The organism is Bacillus sp. ISL-7, assembly GCF_018613065.1.
Map to the genome: position 1 here is coordinate 1 of NZ_JAGGQW010000093.1, position 17,133 is coordinate 17,133.

16 protein-coding genes and 1 pseudogene are annotated in these 17,133 nt (G+C 39.0%); 2 read left to right on the top strand and 15 right to left on the bottom strand.

Translation table 11 applies throughout. From position 1 onward, the window contains the following. Positions 1-146 precede the first annotated feature (146 nt). Complete coding sequence (locus tag J7E66_RS29525; RefSeq protein ID WP_215007055.1) at positions 147-686, bottom strand: hypothetical protein; 540 nt, start codon at positions 684-686, stop codon at positions 147-149. 181 nt (positions 687-867) lie between these two features. Here J7E66_RS29525 and J7E66_RS29530 point away from each other — a divergent pair. Then, positions 868-1,293: pseudogene (locus tag J7E66_RS29530) on the top strand (multicopper oxidase domain-containing protein); the annotation flags it as partial. 45 nt (positions 1,294-1,338) lie between these two features. On the opposite strand, the gene J7E66_RS29535 reads toward J7E66_RS29530, so the two are convergent. The 7 genes from J7E66_RS29535 to J7E66_RS29565 all read right to left on the bottom strand — a co-directional run bounded on the left by J7E66_RS29535 (position 1,339) and on the right by J7E66_RS29565 (position 7,193). Further along, on the bottom strand, positions 1,339-1,623 hold the full coding sequence (locus J7E66_RS29535) for a hypothetical protein (protein ID WP_215007058.1): 285 nt from the start codon (positions 1,621-1,623) through the stop codon (positions 1,339-1,341). Between the two features lie 323 nt (positions 1,624-1,946). Then, complete coding sequence (gene fbpA, locus J7E66_RS29540) at positions 1,947-2,147, bottom strand: Fur-regulated basic protein FbpA (protein ID WP_142292131.1); 201 nt, start codon at positions 2,145-2,147, stop codon at positions 1,947-1,949. A gap of 332 nt (positions 2,148-2,479) precedes the next feature. Next, entirely contained in the window at positions 2,480-3,592 is a 1,113-nt protein-coding gene (locus J7E66_RS29545) for a DUF1835 domain-containing protein (RefSeq protein WP_215007061.1), read from the bottom strand. 157 nt (positions 3,593-3,749) lie between these two features. After that, complete coding sequence (locus J7E66_RS29550) at positions 3,750-4,409, bottom strand: DUF2306 domain-containing protein (protein WP_215007063.1); 660 nt, start codon at positions 4,407-4,409, stop codon at positions 3,750-3,752. Positions 4,410-4,503: 94 nt separating this feature from the next. Beyond that, a complete protein-coding gene (locus tag J7E66_RS29555) occupies positions 4,504-5,025 on the bottom strand; it encodes a hypothetical protein (protein ID WP_215007065.1) in 522 nt (173 codons plus the stop codon). Positions 5,026-5,040: 15 nt separating this feature from the next. Beyond that, entirely contained in the window at positions 5,041-5,733 is a 693-nt protein-coding gene (locus J7E66_RS29560) for a response regulator transcription factor (RefSeq protein ID WP_215007068.1), read from the bottom strand. Further along, positions 5,730-7,193 (bottom strand): sensor histidine kinase, encoded by a 1,464-nt coding sequence (locus tag J7E66_RS29565; protein ID WP_215007071.1) that lies wholly within the window; start codon positions 7,191-7,193, stop codon positions 5,730-5,732. Before J7E66_RS29565 ends, J7E66_RS29560 begins: the two co-directional genes overlap by 4 nt. Positions 7,194-7,478: 285 nt before the next feature. Between J7E66_RS29565 and guaC the strand changes: the two genes are divergently transcribed. Beyond that, positions 7,479-8,462 carry a GMP reductase gene (gene guaC, locus J7E66_RS29570; RefSeq protein WP_215007074.1) on the top strand — a complete coding sequence of 328 codons (984 nt, stop codon included), beginning with the start codon at positions 7,479-7,481 and terminating at the stop codon, positions 8,460-8,462. Positions 8,463-8,670: 208 nt separating this feature from the next. On the opposite strand, the gene J7E66_RS29575 is transcribed toward guaC, so the two are convergent. The 7 genes from J7E66_RS29575 to J7E66_RS29605 all read right to left on the bottom strand — a co-directional run bounded on the left by J7E66_RS29575 (position 8,671) and on the right by J7E66_RS29605 (position 17,092). Further along, on the bottom strand, positions 8,671-10,020 hold the full coding sequence (locus tag J7E66_RS29575) for an NAD-dependent malic enzyme (RefSeq protein WP_215007077.1): 1,350 nt from the start codon (positions 10,018-10,020) through the stop codon (positions 8,671-8,673). 370 nt (positions 10,021-10,390) lie between these two features. Beyond that, entirely contained in the window at positions 10,391-11,320 is a 930-nt protein-coding gene (locus J7E66_RS29580; protein ID WP_215007079.1) for a response regulator, read from the bottom strand. Positions 11,321-11,325: 5 nt separating this feature from the next. Further along, positions 11,326-12,639: a sensor histidine kinase gene (locus J7E66_RS29585; protein WP_308162631.1), complete on the bottom strand. Its 1,314-nt coding sequence runs from the start codon at positions 12,637-12,639 to the stop codon at positions 11,326-11,328. Between the two features lie 141 nt (positions 12,640-12,780). Further along, the gene (aspA, locus tag J7E66_RS29590; RefSeq protein WP_215007083.1) at positions 12,781-14,217 is read right to left on the bottom strand and encodes an aspartate ammonia-lyase; all 1,437 of its coding nucleotides are present in this window, start codon (positions 14,215-14,217) and stop codon (positions 12,781-12,783) included. 26 nt (positions 14,218-14,243) lie between these two features. Continuing rightward, a complete protein-coding gene (locus tag J7E66_RS29595; protein ID WP_215007085.1) occupies positions 14,244-15,524 on the bottom strand; it encodes a cation:dicarboxylate symporter family transporter in 1,281 nt (426 codons plus the stop codon). Positions 15,525-15,852: 328 nt separating this feature from the next. Further along, entirely contained in the window at positions 15,853-16,362 is a 510-nt protein-coding gene (locus tag J7E66_RS29600; protein WP_215007087.1) for a DMT family transporter, read from the bottom strand. Between the two features lie 34 nt (positions 16,363-16,396). Continuing rightward, complete coding sequence (locus tag J7E66_RS29605) at positions 16,397-17,092, bottom strand: Crp/Fnr family transcriptional regulator (RefSeq protein WP_215007089.1); 696 nt, start codon at positions 17,090-17,092, stop codon at positions 16,397-16,399. Positions 17,093-17,133: the final 41 nt, after the last annotated feature.

Below are 17,133 nucleotides of genomic sequence, written 5' to 3' on the forward strand. Positions count from 1 at the left end.
TGCACTGTTCGCCAGTTTTATTGCCTACTATTCTTTCTATGGGCGAATTTTTGAGATTTATGGGCGAATTCCGGGTTTTTATGGGCGATTTTTGAACCTTTTTGGGCGAATATGGTGTTTCAATGAGCGAATCCTTGATCTTTATTTTATTTCATATTTTCCAATATGTTCCGTATTTTATCAGTATAGACCTTAGCTAAGCCTTTCTTACTGTATTCGAAGTTTTTCATACTTGATTCTTTCCTGATACCCATGTTTACTAATTGAATATCAAGTTTTTCAATGACAAAACGCTCATCTTCATCATTTTTTACTCCACCCACTTGAGTCAAATCAATCTTTGTACCATCATTTAGTTCAATTATGTAAAAGAAATCACCCTTTGAGTGTTTAAACAGAGAAGGACGCCCCTTACCGTACACGCCTGTATTAATCTTTACAATCTCCACAAGGCTATATTCCCTGCCTTGTGGAGATAGAAATGAATAATCGATAATCTTGTCGTGGGTTATTACAGCAACAGCTGAAATAATCGTATATATCAAAACAACATTGAAGGTGGAGAAAGCAGCAATCACTAGTTTTCTGTACTTTTTAAAAAGTCTCCCATTTCTCCAGATCTCCCTCAAATCTTTATTGAAAAGATAGAAAAAACCGATAAATAGATAAATCTCAAAAATAATCACCAACCCTGAGTAGGGTGATTTAAAAATCCAGATGATATAATCTTTAGGAATAAACAATGCTTCTTGAATAGCGGATATTAATATAAAAAAACCGATCGATAATATGATAACGGCAATAAACGCTAGAACTCTTAGAATGGCTGCTTTAATAATTTTTCACCCACCAGCTCGTCCTTTCTTCCGATACTTAACTTTAAATGACAATATGGATCCATACGGTCGAGAATGGATGCTGTTGGATAATAAACAGTGGGATGCCCCGATCACTGAAAATCCAAAATTGGGCTCCACTGAAATATGGTATATTATTAGCTTAACGAAGGATTCCCACCCAATTCATCTCCACTTAGTTGATTTTCAAATCTTAGACCGTAGAGAGTTTGATGTAGAAAAATATAAAAGGGAGAATATCATCGATTATATGGGTCCGGCGATCCCTCCCGAACCACAAGAACGGGGCTGGAAGGATACCGTTCGAGCTAATCCTAACCAAGTTACTCGAATTATCATGAAGTTTGGTCCTTTTACAGGGCTGTATGTTTGGCACTGTCATATCTTGGAGCACGAGGATTATGAGATGATGAGACCGTTTATTGTGATCCGATGATGGACGGTGCTCTGTCAAAAATACATTTTATATCAATTTCCTAATTTATTCTTCCATTCTCTTGATCATATACTGAATCAAGTCAATATTGTTATCAATGAAGTTCAATCTTTCTCGGGCAGTAGTGGACCATTCTGAACTATGATTCATAGATGCTGTAATATGCCGATAGCTAAATGTATATCTCGAATATAGTTCGGAAACCACAAAGCTTATTCTGAGTTTGGTTTTCTCCTTTTTTGCTATCCCTTCAAGGTCATCATTTAACCAAGCAGGAGCATTCTCAATCGCTTTATTTACTAAATTTAATTCATAATCTTCGTTTGTCATCGGTGTATCTCCTTTTAAAAATATGTTTATAAAGTTCTAAATTAAAATCATACACTTTCATTTCAATACCTAGTGACTACCTAGAGGTAACACATTCCGTATGTTTGGATTCAGTATCTGCGTGTGATACAACCGTATCCTTTGAAGCTATATGTTTAAGTTGCCTTTGGTGCCTGCAAATATGCAGAGATTATTGAAAAACTAGGCTGGTGGAATGCTTAGCAAATAACTGGCTTAGTTTCACAAACAAACAAACAAGATTTACAAATTTTATTAAAAGTAAGTAAATAGGCGAACAGTGAATATCACTGTTCGCCCTAAGTTTATATTTTATTTTTCCATTGAATCGAGCCTGTATCACTATGAGGATGACAATTCGACTTTAATCTTTTGTATTCATTTTCTAAATCTGTTAAAGGTAACTTCAAAAGCTGTTCCTCACTATCAAAGATTTTAAAGGTAAGCAGAATGTTAATTAATGTTTTCCTTCTTTGTTCCACAGCATTCCGAAGTATATTCTCCATGAAATCCTCTCCTTTATTAATCGTCTCATTAGAATCAGCTCCTTTAAAATAGATAAAAAAAGAGACTTCTCATGGGTGCGAGAAGTCTCTATCCGAATAGTCGACTAGTGTATGAATTTTAATTAACAAAAAGAAGACACTTGAATTTGTGTCTCCAGTTGACTGGCTAACTATGTTATTTTATTCGTAAGATTGAGATCATTTCTTCAAAAGGTGACCTTGTTTGTTCACCACTTTTAATTCCGATAATACTTATCTGATTACTTAACAGGATATTATCATCCTTGGATCCTGTCAATCAATAATTGGAAAATTTACAATTTTTTTCAGGTCTATTTTTCACGTAATTTTACACTATAATGCCGCATTGATCTTGGTATCCCTTTTAACTCAAGGAATCCAAAATAAATTAAATGCCGAATTCGGTATTCTATATAAAAGTCACCCACCAGTTCATCCATTTGATGCATCGTTTCAGCAATCACTTTTCCAGTCCTGATAAAGTCTTTATTTTGCTGCTCCTTATGCAAATGGTCAATTGTCTTTAGGATGAGGTCATCAAAGTAATCTTCAGTCACACTGGTAACTCGGCCATTCTTCCATAGACGAAGGACATCTTTCGATTGCGCCAGTACTTCCCAATCTCTTTGGAATTGGATACGCTCCTGATACGATAAAGGTTCAGTCGATAGTGCTTGGTCTAATAGTTGTTTTAATTGATTAGGGTGAAGCATGCTGGAGTAGAGTTTTTCATTGTTGGAGTCGATCCGTTGATGATGAAGTTCGGTCGTATTGAGTAGAACAATATCATTATCTTTCTCTTTTAATAAATGAAGAATAAAACGAAGACCCGTTTGTTCGTTGCCATTATTGGCCGTCCATATGTAAATAGGCACAAACTCAGGAATATCCTCTATTTCTAACAACGTCTTGGAAAAGTTATTTTGTAATTCAAAATCATCCTGCTCTACATTAATATGCTCATTCAACCATTCAAAACGAAAATTTTGGCCCGCTTTTTGATCAAGTTTCCATAAAGGCCCGATCGAAAAAAAATCATGAAATCCAATCACCGTCTTTGGCCGGTCTAAGCCTACCCTTAAAGCACCCGCAGTCGAGTCGGAAGAAACTAGATGAAATGCGCCCTTATTCTGATAGTTAAAGGAACTTACTTTCCGCTGACTTTGAATGAGTTGATTGATTTTTCCTGCCATGAAGTTGAGATCGTCTTGGCGAAGAAAATAACCCCGGCCTACAAGGGGAATATGTGCTTCATGATTAAAGCATCGAAATTCATCCACGTGGCGGATCTCAAACGTTTCCCATTCTCCTTGTTGCGACAATTCAGATGCGGTTAAATAATCTTCCCCTTCAATTTTATAAACAAACACGACATTTGGCTCCGTGAAGAAATAAATATATGGATAATGATCTCGCGTTTTCATACCGCTATTCCCCTTCTTAATTTAAACTTTTGAGGGGACCATCCCCTATAAATATATTTCAATCAACCTTCGAAAAATCCCTCTTTCTCGATTATTTACACTCTATCAACATTCTAATCAAACGATTTATTAGTTTTTTACCAGTAAAAGAAAGGTGTCAGGCACCATGTGAATTTTTCACATGGTGCCTGACACCTTTACGAAGGATTCCCCACTCAACGACAATGAAATTAACTATTAGCCCCACCCATATATTTACATTCAGAACTTCCTCGACCATCTTCTCTCTCCCGCCAGGCAGAGTGAAGCCATTTAACGCGTAATAGGTTAGCAGCAAAACTGGCACCACTATTCGGCCGCTTACTGCCACTAACGTGACACCAAAGCTTCGAATCATCCATTTGCGATGATCTGCAATTTGTTTTCTTACTGCCGTACGATATCCTTTCCAACAGGTAAAAAGCCAGATAAGTGACAATACAAGAAAAGAAGTGGCTTTCGAAAAATTTTCAATATACGAAACATATACTAGACCAAGCCCACCGCTTATTAAGACACTGCCTACATACACTCTGCCAAGAAAGCGATGGACTTTTGGTGTTTTGATTCGAAAATGTCCAACAAATTGGAAAAAACCGGATAGTAGTGCCAAACATGCCGTTACAATATGTGCAATTAATAAGGGAAATTGCATGCCAGACGATGTGATAGATACTCGGCTATTGGCGGGATTTAATGTTAAATAAGGAACCACAAAAGGAATGATGACTCCTAATGAGATAATAAATAAAATCCACCAACTTTTTTTAGGTTTCACTACTTACACACTCCAGACTCTTCAACCGAATCTCTTCTGCTGTTTCCTTTTTTCTTTCCTAATTTCTTAATCATGTCTCTTCTCCCCTTCATCTTCAAGCAAGGTTCGTTGCTTTTTTCTGTTTTCGCTGTCCCCATGGTTTAAACACCGAAATTACAAACATCGCACCAAGCGAAATAATCTGAAGGATAATTCCGTTCCATAGCTGCCACTTGTTTACTGTGAACGATGGATCCGTAAGAGCGTTTAGCCCTCCACTAGTTGTCAACGTTACTGCTTTTAGCGTTAAGGTATACATTGCGAAAGGACCTAATAAGATTGAGAGGACCGTCAAACCTTCTTTGACGATAATCCAGTAAAATTTGAACAAGCCCCATGGCGTCAGCACAGATAGCAAAATCCCCGTTACCACCGTGCCAATCGTGGATGCACGAACCGATGTCTGGGCTAGCATATGCATACTTATATAACATGCCTTGAGCACACCAGCATCGTTCGTGTTAGCCGCAGTTACACTCAGAATTAAAAAAACAATGGCCACCCCGAACATGATTGCAGCAAATAATAAATGTAAGATAATCAGCCATCTTCTCTGTGTAAGATTCAATTTCCTCATATGATTCCCCCCTTGTTAAACATTAAACCGATACCCGACACCCCAAATAGTCTCAATATATTGTGGCTTTGACGGGTTCGTTTCAATTTTTTCACGTAATTTTCCAATAAAAACAGTTACCGTGGCATTGTCCCCGATGGAATCCAATCCCCAGATCTTTTCAAACAGCTCGTCTTTACTGAACACCTGATTAGGATGGATGGCCAAAAATAGTAATAAATCAAACTCTTTTGAGGTAAACGGAATTTCGGTTTCATTCACGAACACTTTTCGAGATAACTTATCAATACGAATTCCTCGAATCCTTATTTCGTCTTTTTGTCTCGCGAAGTTATCTGTCATTAACCGGTCATAACGTGCCAGATGTGCCTTGACCCGTGCCACCAGCTCGCCGACACTGAAGGGCTTGGTCACATAATCATCTGCCCCGAGGCCAAGCCCGCGTATTTTATCAATTTCTTCTCTCTTGGCGGAAACCATTAAAATTGGGATGTTTTTCGCTTGTCGGACGTGCCTGCAGATTTCAAATCCATCTGTATTTGGAAGCATGAGGTCGAGAATGATCAAATCATATTCCTCTTCCAAGGCCTTTTTCAGACCCACCTCTCCGCTAATGGCGATATCTACCTCATAGCCGCTTGCTTCTAAATAATCTTTTTCCACTTCCACAATAACCTGATCGTCCTCGATGATTAAAATTCGTTTCACTCGTCCTCACCCTTATGATTGATCTTTGGTAGTGTAAAATAAATGCTGGTCCCTTCCCCTAATTGACTTTCAGCCCAAACGGTTCCACCTTGTCCTTCGACCATCTGTTTGACAATAGCGAGACCAAGGCCTGTACCTCCCGATTCTGTATTTCTCGAAGGTTCTGCCCGGTAAAAACGTTTGAAAATATGGAGGAGTTCCTCGCTGTCAATTCCCGGTCCGTTATCCAGGATGTGTACTGTTGCTTTTGCCTCGTCGTCGAACAATTCCACCTTGATTTCCTTTTGTTCGTTGTTCATATATTTTAAGCTGTTGTCGATTATATTCATCATTACCCTGCTCATCTTTTCATGGTCTCCCATAACGAGAACCGGTCTGTCGCTGACGGAAGAGAACGTAATCTTAATATTCTCCATTCGCAGGTCGAGACGTAATTCTTCTATATAATTCTGCAAATACCCACGAATGTCCAGAGGTTTCAAATCAAATGGCAGTCGTTTTAAATCAAGCTTAGAATACAACATCAATTCATCTATCAATTGATCCATATCGTCCGCTTTTTTCGCGATCATATTTATATATTTATCCCTTTTCGAAACCGTATCTGCGATTCCATCTTGAATGCCTTGAACGCACGCTTTAATTCCGGTAATCGGCGTTTTCAGATCATGTGAAATGTTTGAAATTAGTTCTTTCCGGTTCTCTTCATACTGTAGCTGAAGATGGATCGATTCGTTCAAGCGGGCGCGCATTTCATCAAAGGAAGCCCCCAATTCTCCGAATTCATCTCTGCGGTCCAACTTCACCTCATGAGCAAGGATCCCTTTTTTAATTTGTTCTGCAGCATGTTTTAGCGTGTACAAAGGTTTGATAAAACTTCGGGAAACTAAATAGGTAAGAATACCATTCGTAAGGCCAATAACAAGTAGCAGCGACAATACCAGCAGCGGGAAAAACTTTCTTGCTTCCTTGAAAAAAGGATATAAATCAGAAAATATATATACTGTACCTGTAGTGTCATCGCTAAGAGTGATATCGTACTTTTCCACTGAAAAACGACTTTTTCCCCATCGGCCATGAGTCTGTCCCCTTTGCATCTCCTTAATCTCAGTAGTATTTAGATCAAGGCGGTTCACGAAAGGGGAAGTGAAGCCAGTTCGATTATCTTTCATTACCACGAGTCCTGAATGAACACGATTCAATTGTTTGTCCGTGCTTTTCAAGAACTCGTTGTCGTTGAATCGGTCTGGGTCATTTTTTGTCATAAACTTCACGCCGGCAATCAGGTCTCTGCGTTGATTGGCCGTTTCCCAAAAGGCTGGCATTCCCCTACCATCCCTGGTTCCAGCCATATCCTTATAAAAAGCTGAAACAAGTGTTGTGGAAATTAAGGCGAACAACACGATGGGAATGAAGGTCATGGCCATATAGGATAGTAGTAGTCTCGTCTTGATCGACATGAGCAAATCTCCTTAACGCATTTTTTTTCGAACAGAATGAACCCTGATATATCTCCAAACTAGGCCAGCCAACGCTTTCTGTTATTTATCATAACCGGGAATTATAAATCCCTTCTAAACCAATCCTAAAAAAAGTATAAAAATTATTTAAACAGTGTAGTTTGATTCCAAAAAGGACTATCATTGAATTAGCTTAATGTATAGGACCAATTGAAACCGATAACCCTATCTTTGCATTGAGTGAACATTTAAGCTAATTACTGTTTGTTTTCAAGGAGGACAATTATGGAAAATGTATTTGATTACGAAGATATCCAATTGATTCCGGCAAAAAGTGTTGTAAATAGCCGCTCTGAGTGTGATACAACTGTATCCTTTGGCGGGCATACATTTAAGCTGCCGGTGGTTCCTGCAAATATGCAGACGATTATCGACGAAAAGATAGCCATTTACTTAGCTGAAAATGGCTACTTTTATATCATGCATCGTTTTGAGCCAGGTAAGCGATTATCATTTATCAAAGATATGAAATCACGAGGTTTATTGTCATCTATCAGTGTTGGAGTTAAAGAGGAGGAGTACCAATTTATCAAACAATTAGCGGATGAACAGATTTCACCCGAATTTATAACCATTGATATCGCACATGGTCATTCCAATGCGGTAATTAAAATGATTCAGCATATTAAGAAGTACATACCTAACAGTTTTGTCATAGCTGGAAATGTCGGAACTCCTGAAGCAGTCAGAGAATTAGAACACGCTGGTGCGGATGCGACTAAAGTTGGGATTGGACCTGGGAAGGTATGTATCACCAAGATTAAGACTGGATTTGGGACTGGCGGCTGGCAATTAGCTGCACTGCGTTGGTGTGCAAAGGCAGCGAGTAAGCCGATTATTGCTGACGGAGGGATTCGCACACATGGTGATATCGCCAAATCCATTAGATTCGGGGCAACCATGGTGATGATTGGTTCATTGTTTGCAGGACACGAAGAGTCGCCAGGAGAAACTATCGAGAAAGATGGTAAGTGTTATAAAGAATACTTTGGATCAGCATCGGAATTTCAAAAAGGGGAAAAGAAAAATGTAGAAGGCAAAAAAATGTTTGTTGAGTACAAAGGCTCTTTAAAAGAAACGTTGATAGAGATGGAGCAAGACCTTCAATCCTCTATTTCTTACGCAGGAGGAAATAAGTTAGCAGCCATCCGTAATGTAGATTATGTGGTTGTTAAGAATTCAATCTTTAATGGGGATAAGGTCTATTAAAGGCTTTGAAGAGTTCTGTATAAACTATTAGTGGTTATAAATGGAAAAGGGACGCCAAAAGCGTCCTTCATCTGTTGTTAAACAATTTCATTGAATTACGAAAAATAGCTCACTTCCCAATGAACCCTTTGGGCAATGGCTGAATAGCTTCCGCTTAGCAAGTGAATTTTGATGATATTGAACTAGTTTTGATCGACTTCCTCTTATCCTAATTTGGCAGGTATTCCGCTCCGTCTGCTTTCCTATTAGATTGAACAGCCGCTCTTTCAACCGCTTCGGTCACCATTTTATGAACATGTAAATCTAAAGGATGCGGAACCAAATCTCCAAGTTTAGTACATGCTGCGATCGCTTCAGCGGCAGCGACTAGCATAGGATGGGTGATTTCACTAGCTTGCGCGTTTAAAGCTCCTCGAAAAATACCAGGAAATCCAAGAACATTGTTAACAGAGCGGCCATCTGCCGCATATGCAGCTCCCGCCTGCAGGGCTAATTCCGGTTCGATTTCCGGTTTAGGGTTTGATAATGCTAAAATCACCTGCCCTGGGCGTACCCATTGCTGTTGAATCAGTCCAGGAACACCTGTAGTGGCGATAACGATATCACAGTTCCTCAATAATAGTTCAATGCTATCAACTGGATGACCGCCATAGTTCTCTAACCTCGCCTTCGCATCCGGAGATAAATCTGCTCCAAATACAGTCTTTACTCCGTATGCCATAAGCATTCGAGAAATCGCCAACCCTGCTGCTCCAAGGCCAATCTGGCCAACTTGTGCATTTTTCAAGTCAAGACCGGCACTTTTACACGCTGATATCGTGGCAGCCAGGGTAACGACAGCCGTTCCATGCTGATCATCATGCATTACCGGAATATCCAGCTCCTTCTTAAGTCGTTCTTCGACCTCGAAACAGTGTGGAGACCCTATATCTTCGAGTAAAATACCACTATAACCCGGAGAAATATTTTTCACTGTCCGTACAATCTCATCCGGGTCTTTCGTATTAAGTAGAATCGGAATCCCATTAATACCAGCTAATTGGTCGAAGAGAACAGCCTTCCCCTCCATAACTGGCATTCCGGCAACAGGGCCGATGTCTCCCATGCCAAGAATCGCGGTTCCGTCAGTAACGATCGCTACCGAATTACCAATACTCGTATAAATTTTTGCTTTATCCGGTTCTGCCTCGATAATTCGGCAAACATCGGCCACACCTGGTGTATAAACTCTTCTTAAATCAGCTAATGTTTGAAGATTCACTTTACTTTTCATATGAATTTTCCCTCCTTCATGTGCATGAAGGACTTCATCTGAAACAGCATGAAGACGAATTCCCCCGTCTAACCGGGAGAGAGCGTCTGCCAATTCTTCTATCTGCTCCTCATGATCGACCTGAACAGTAAAATTACGTATTGTGTAATTTGGACCTACCTTTACCGTTTCTATTTCCCCTATATCTCCACCTGCAAGACCAATTGTCGTTGCTACTTTCCCGAGATTACCGGGGAAGGAAGGTGTTTCTACCATCAACGTTCGAATAATTTGTTTGCTAATCATATCTAATTCCTCCAAAACTACTTGTCTATGAATGGGCAAGGGAAGAAGTGACTCCCATTTTCCTCTTTGATCGTTAACATTTTATACAATTTCTTTTGACCATTTAAATAAATGATTCCCTATTCGTAATATAAGAGTTGATATACATCGAACGACAAAATACTACAAAAACTAACAAAGGTAATTTATACTCATTACCGAATATTTGATATATTATAAATTTAACTGGGAATCACTCTACATATGACAGGTAAGCAGGAGGGAGAGGTAACCTTTATTTGTTAATAATTTAAAGTTCCAATTTGGGTTGCCTTCATCTATAGCTAGAAGCACATAAAAAAGAAAAAAAGGCCATTTTAGAGTTCTGCAATTAATCCTCTTGAATGAGCCTCTTCGATTCGAAATAAAGAACTTGAATAAATTTTTTCGTATTAATTCGTGTACTGGAAGCAGTAGCTTTAGGATTCTTTTGTAATTCTGTCATCTTCTTGCGTACAATCGTAAAATCAAAAAACTTAGAAGCATAATTTTCGAACTTAGCGTTGGAGAAATCTGATAAACCGAGCGAAGCTAAATGATTTAACGATTGGTAAATCGCTCTTCGTACCCGTTGTTCAGAGGCTTTTACTTCCCGCTGGATATCAATTTGTGCCGCGGGCGTCCCAAGCTTTTTTAAAGTAATTTGCACAAAAATCTCTTTAAGCGGAGGAAATTGTTCGAACGTATGATATTGTTCATATTGATCTAAATATTGGAGGATATCCAGTAAATCTTTGCTGCCGCTTTCACCTAGGATACCTAATTCAGATAAGAGAAACTCTCCAGCTGTTACAATACTAGTTTTCTTCAATACATTTGCCGTTTCCTGTTTTGGCTGCTGTAAATTAAACACGGTATTTAATGATTTTTGAATCTCTGAAATCGACTTTTCTAACTGGATTCGCTCCATTACTTTTCGAATAACGCTTAACACTTCAATGCGATTAATTGGTTTTGAAATATAATACTCAACACCAAGGGTGTAGGCTTCACCTATTAATTCTTTTGATTCCACTTGTGAAATCATAATAATTTTACCTGAGAATTCCCCTTTTAAGCGGCGAATGGTTTCAAGTCCATCACAAACAGGCATTAACAAATCGATAAATAGAATATCCACATGCTTAAGGATCATTAAGTTTTTTTCGAGCATGAAGCCATCTTCGGCTTCTCCGATAATATCTCCCAGATCCTCATCCTCGATTATTTGTGCCAGCATGGAACGATGCACCTCATCATCATCAACGATATAAAAATTCATAAAGTTTACCCTCTTTCAACTAGGCTATATATCGGAATTTTTATGGTAAAAAGTGCTCCCGAATTTTCTACAGTATTTTGGAGATCAACACATCCCCCAAGTTCTTCGGTAATTTCTTGTACATAGGAAAGACCAATACCTGTTGATGGCGTGCCTGCCTGATCAAATTTTAAAGTATACCCTGGTTTAAAAATCAAGCTTTTATACTTTTCGGGAACTCCGGGACCATTATCCTCTACTTGAAACCATACAAACTGATTTACCAGCTTTAAATAAATAGCTATTGTTCCTTTCTCCTTAATAGCTTCTACCGCATTTGCCACTAAATTATTGATTAACGATAAAACGAGATAGGCATGATATTCCGGATGTTCACCATTAATTTTATAGCGAAATTCAATCTTCTTTCCTAATGAGCTTGCATATTTTTCATTTGTTCTAATAATGATCAGGACAAGTTCATGTATATCCATGTAATCTGAAAACTTTTCATCTTCAATCAACTTGAATAGTCCTGCAAAAATCCGTTGATTGTCTTTTTTTATATCATGTACTTCTCCAGCAATCCGTAAAGCCCTTTTACTAAATTCCTCCAAGGAAATTCCTGTTTGTTTCATATGATTATTTAAGTCCCGATATAAATCGTACGATGTGATTGTAGTATTTTCCGCGTTTTGCAATACTTTTTTTAGCTGAACGGATTCCACATACAAATTGGATAACAACATTAATAAATACTGATTCTTTTGACGAATTTGCCTCTCTCTTATTTTTCCTTCATATAACTTCATCATACTAAAGAAGGAAAGCACAAAAAAGCTTCGGAAAATGGCAATGATAAAGATCTGGGCTAGTTTTGACAAAGTAAAATAGTCTCCAACAGCCACATGCCGAAACATCAGTTCCGTTAAACTGGCTATGATTTCAATGGTAATGCCTAATACTCCTATAATCCAAGGACGGTTGTGGAACTGATTTATTTTTAATAAGTAAAACAGGAACACGTACGCAAAATAATAAAGGGAGGAAGGATAGCGTGTTTGTACGGAAGCGAACAAATCGAAATGATCCTGTGTAAGCCAGTCCAATCCTACCCGAACGGAAAAAATAGACAGCGCCGTGCCAATACCTAGTAAAATAGGTGAAATGCCCCGCAAAAATAATAGTGAAAAGAATATAATGGGCGTACCCAGACTAACACGGAAGGTATCATGAAAAGGATAAAATTTTAGCTCTCCCGCTAACGGAACAGCAACGATAACAAAAATGAAAGTATATAAATTCCTCTCAAACAATTGATTGATTTTCAAACGTTTCACTTCCTAAGATTTTAAACAGATATAAACATAAATAACGAATCCAACACAGGCAAATACCACCTATATTGAATTCGTTATGAGGTTTAGAAAAGTATACAATGCTGAAAAACAAAAGACAACTTCGTTGTTAAAAGATACAGTTTATCCTCTGTCCAAAAGCGATGCTCCGGAAATGCCTGGGTTTGTCATTTCGTAAGGGTTTAAAATAAGATCAAGCTCTTCCTCTGTCAATACATCATATTGCAAGCATAATTCACGTACTGGTTTACCTGTTAAAATCGCCTCTCTTGCAATACGCGCTGCTACTTCATATCCAATATGGGGATTAACAGCGGTAATGACTCCCACACTTTTTTGAACATATTCTTTTAACTGTTCCGTATTTGCTTCAATCCCTGCCAAGCAGTAATCCGTAAACGTACGGAATGCATTGTTCATGATGCTGATTGATTCAAGCAAGTTAAAGACAAGCACAGGTTCCATTACATTTAATTCAAGCTGCCCTGCTTCGGAAGCCAGGCAAATGGTATGATCATTGCCAATAACTTGAAAGGCAACCTGGTTGATCAGCTCCGCCATGACCGGGTTCACCTTCCCCGGCATAATAGATGAACCAGGCTGACGAGCTGGTAAGGTGATTTCCCCAAGTCCTGCACGGGGACCTGATGCCATTAACCTTAAATCATTGGCGATTTTGGACATGTTCATCATACATACTTTCAGTGAGGCAGATACCTCCGTGTAAGCATCCGTATTTTGAGTGGCATCGACAAGATGTTCAGCCCCAAAAAGCGGCAATTCGGAAATAGCGGCTATGTGCTTAACCACATTTTCGATATAACGGGGATCTGCATTTAAACCTGTACCCACTGCCGTTGCCCCCATATTGATTTCATATAAGTGCTGACGTGATTGCTGGATCCGTTTTATATCGCGCTCTAGGACACGGCTGTAGGCTTCAAACTCCTGGCCAAGACGGATTGGCACGGCATCCTGAAGATGGGTTCGTCCCATTTTAATTACATGATCAAATTGCTGCGCTTTCTGTTTGAAAACGGCCAGCATTTGATGCATCGTATCCAATAGCTTTTCCATTAACTGAAGTGTAGCAATATGGATCGCGGTCGGAAACGCATCATTTGTAGATTGAGACATATTCACATGACTATTCGGACTCACATGCTTGTACTCGCCTTTTTCTTTCCCAAGTAATTCAAGTGCACGGTTAGCAATGATTTCATTCATATTCATATTCATTGATGTTCCTGCGCCACCTTGAATGGGGTCCACGATAAATTGTTCATGCCACTTACCAACTATTATTTCCTCTGCAGCCTGAACAATGACCTTGCCGATTCCTTCATATAACCGTGTTGAATCCATATTGGCTAAAGCAGCGCCTTTTTTGACAATTGCCAACGCTTTAATTAACTGTTCGTGAACACGATAGCCTGTAATCGGGAAATTTTCAACTGCCCTTAGAGTTTGTATGCCGTAATAAGCATCTGCCGGGATTTCTTTTGATCCTAAAAAGTCTTTTTCTATTCGTACTTGAGTACTTTCCTTGGTAGCTGACATGGTACTCCCTCCTATGCTCAATAAAATTATGCTACATTTGACTCTTTAGACTCTTTAAAGGAGTCCACATATTGATTTGCTTTTTCTTGGTCAAATTGCCCTTCCCATTTTGACATCACGATTGTCGCCAATGAATTTCCCAGTACGTTAACTGCAGTCCTAATCATATCCAGAATACGATCAATACCTGCAATGAAAGCAACGCCTTCTATAGGAATTCCCATTGTACCGAGTGTGGTTAAAAGGACCACAAACGACGCACCAGGAACACCAGCCATTCCTTTTGATGTAAGCATTAACACAAGCAGCAACGTAATTTGCTGCATGATGGATAAATGAATTCCATACATTTGTGCTACGAAAAGTGAAGCAAGAGCCTGATAGATGGATGAGCCATCCAAGTTAAAGGTATAGCCAGTCGGGATTACAAATGAAGTGATTGCTTTTGGGCATCCAAATTTCTCCATCTTATCCATAAGTCTTGGTAAAACAGCTTCAGAGCTTGCGGTTGTAAACGCCAGAATAAGCTCGTCTTTTAATACCTTCATGAGAAGAAAAATGCTGGTACCAGAGATTTTCGCAATGACGCCAAGAACCACGAGCACAAAAAATATCATTGTTACATAAACAGCCAGCACCAGTTTTCCCAAAGGAAGTAACGAGGCAGCGCCAAATTTTGCAACGTTCACCCCAATGAGTGCAAATACTCCAACAGGGGCAAATTTCATAATAAGATTCGTTACCCAAAACATCGCTTCTAATATACCTTCAAAAAATGTCAGAACAGGCTTTCCTTTTTCCCCAATTGCTGCAATTCCCAATCCTAAGAAAACAATAAAGAAAATAATTGGAAGTAAATCACCTTTAGTGATAGATTCAAATACGTTTGTCGGAACAAGATGTACAATCGTATCTGCTACACTCGGAGTTCCAGTCGTTTTCATTGTTTCTTCATACTTTGAAATGTCATTTGCCTTAAGACTGCCCGTATCTACACCTGCTCCAGGCTGAAATAGATTTGCCGCCAATAATCCAATCGCAATAGCCAAAGTTGTAACGCTTTCAAAATAAAGTAGAGTTTTTCCGCCTAACTTTCCTAATTTTTTGATGTCGCCCACACCGGCTATTGATACGATTAATGCAGCGATGACAATTGGCACTACAATCATCTTAATCAGATGGATAAAAATGTCCCCCATAGGACCTAAAATGGCTATCGCTGTCTCGTTACCGTAAAAAATGACACCAACGATAATCCCAAGTATAAGCGCAATAAATATTTGTGTAGCCAACCCAAATCTTTTCATAGAAAAAGTCCCCCTTATTTGTTATAAGCATTTTTTTATCTTAATCAGAACACTTTGCAGGTTATGTTTTTACTCTATTAGCAAACCTACTTGATTACACAAAAAACTACAAAAAGTCTAAAATAAAAAAATATTTTTTAAATAATTAATATTTTCTTGCTTTTTTGGAGGTGGTATGATTAAACAAAATAAGCCGTTCCTGTACAAGATTTATGTCTTGTACAGGAACGGCTTATTTTGGGCATTTCGCAAATGGAATTGATCTATCTGCAAGTTCATTCTTTCTTTGGTTTGTTTCAAACGTTTGTTTAGTTGTACCCCTCTTTAATTACTTTTGAAGTTCAGATATTTTATTCCCTTTCGCAAAAGGCCAAGTGAGTTTTGGTACCTTATGACCCTCACCGCTTCCGCCAAATTTAAAGACAATAATCCCACCAACAATAACCAGCACACCGATCAACTGATTGAACGTAAATGGAACTTTATTAAGACCTAGCCATCCTAATGTGTCCCCTAATAGAGCAACCACGAGTTGTGATGTCAGTGCGATAGCGATGGCATAGGTTGGTCCCAGCCGCTTGATCCCTTGAACGAGACAAACAACCACTCCCACTCCGATCAGACCGCTGAACCAGTACCAAGTCTGCATATTTTGCAAGTGAAATAACTTTCCCCCTTCAAAGAGGAGCCCAAACGTCAATGAAGCAAGGAAACCCATTCCTAATACTAAAGTAGTCGTTGCCCAAGATCCCGCCCGTTCATTGACCTTACTGTTAAAAATATTTTGCAAAGCTACCAGCGCACCGGCAATAATCGCAAATAATAATCCTAGAATCATACTCTTCTCTCCCCTGTGTTGATATTTTTTAAAGTTATTCGTAGATGTTATCCCCTGCGAGTTCCCTTAATCCATTCCTGTCTTTAACAAGGATGGAACCTCGATTACGCTCAATCAGACCTTCCGCACATAATTGCGTGATGACCCGATTCAAATGACGATAGCTCGTGCCAATTAAATTAGCTGCATCCTTGATACTGATGCTAAGTTGGTTTTTATTAAGTGAATCGGATTCATCAAAGGAAACAGATAGTAGATAACTAGCCAAGCGTACCTCAACGGGATACATGATATTAAAGCTCATTGAATTGTTTTTCAGATGGAATTTCCTCGTAATAATATCCAATAAAAATTGTAGGAGCGGTGCATGGTCACTTCCATATTTCTTTAACCAGCGATGGTGAATGCCAATCATCCATACAGGCGATACCGCCTCAACTGTGTTAATAATGTCAATGCCCCGTACATACTCAATATCGCCGATCACTTCAAGCGGTTTCTTAAAAGAAAGAATGAGTGTATTACCTTCTGGCGAGCTGGTGTAGATTTTAACCTTCCCTTTTACTAGTACATACAAATACTGTGATGCTTCACCCTGGGAACAAATGAGCTCGCCTTGCTCAAAGCTGTACAGCGACAAATGGGGAATTAATGGTTCATGAAAGATCGATTCTAGTTGATATGTCTTGATATACGCGTCCAATTGCTCCTGATCATTCAGTTCTTTCACTCTTATTCACCCTCCGCCTTTCATCTTCTACATTCCAAAAG

Coding starts and splice junctions, on each gene's coding strand:
- J7E66_RS29535 (WP_215007058.1), bottom strand. CDS start 1,623: ATGACAAACGAAGATTATGAATTAAATTTAGTAAATAAAGCGATTGAG.
- fbpA (WP_142292131.1), bottom strand. CDS start 2,147: ATGGAGAATATACTTCGGAATGCTGTGGAACAAAGAAGGAAAACATTA.
- J7E66_RS29545 (WP_215007061.1), bottom strand. CDS start 3,592: ATGAAAACGCGAGATCATTATCCATATATTTATTTCTTCACGGAGCCA.
- J7E66_RS29555 (WP_215007065.1), bottom strand. CDS start 5,025: ATGAGGAAATTGAATCTTACACAGAGAAGATGGCTGATTATCTTACAT.
- J7E66_RS29565 (WP_215007071.1), bottom strand. CDS start 7,193: ATGTCGATCAAGACGAGACTACTACTATCCTATATGGCCATGACCTTC.
- guaC (WP_215007074.1), top strand. CDS start 7,479: ATGGAAAATGTATTTGATTACGAAGATATCCAATTGATTCCGGCAAAA.
- J7E66_RS29575 (WP_215007077.1), bottom strand. CDS start 10,020: ATGATTAGCAAACAAATTATTCGAACGTTGATGGTAGAAACACCTTCC.
- J7E66_RS29580 (WP_215007079.1), bottom strand. CDS start 11,320: ATGAATTTTTATATCGTTGATGATGATGAGGTGCATCGTTCCATGCTG.
- aspA (WP_215007083.1), bottom strand. CDS start 14,217: ATGTCAGCTACCAAGGAAAGTACTCAAGTACGAATAGAAAAAGACTTT.
- J7E66_RS29595 (WP_215007085.1), bottom strand. CDS start 15,524: ATGAAAAGATTTGGGTTGGCTACACAAATATTTATTGCGCTTATACTT.
- J7E66_RS29600 (WP_215007087.1), bottom strand. CDS start 16,362: ATGATTCTAGGATTATTATTTGCGATTATTGCCGGTGCGCTGGTAGCT.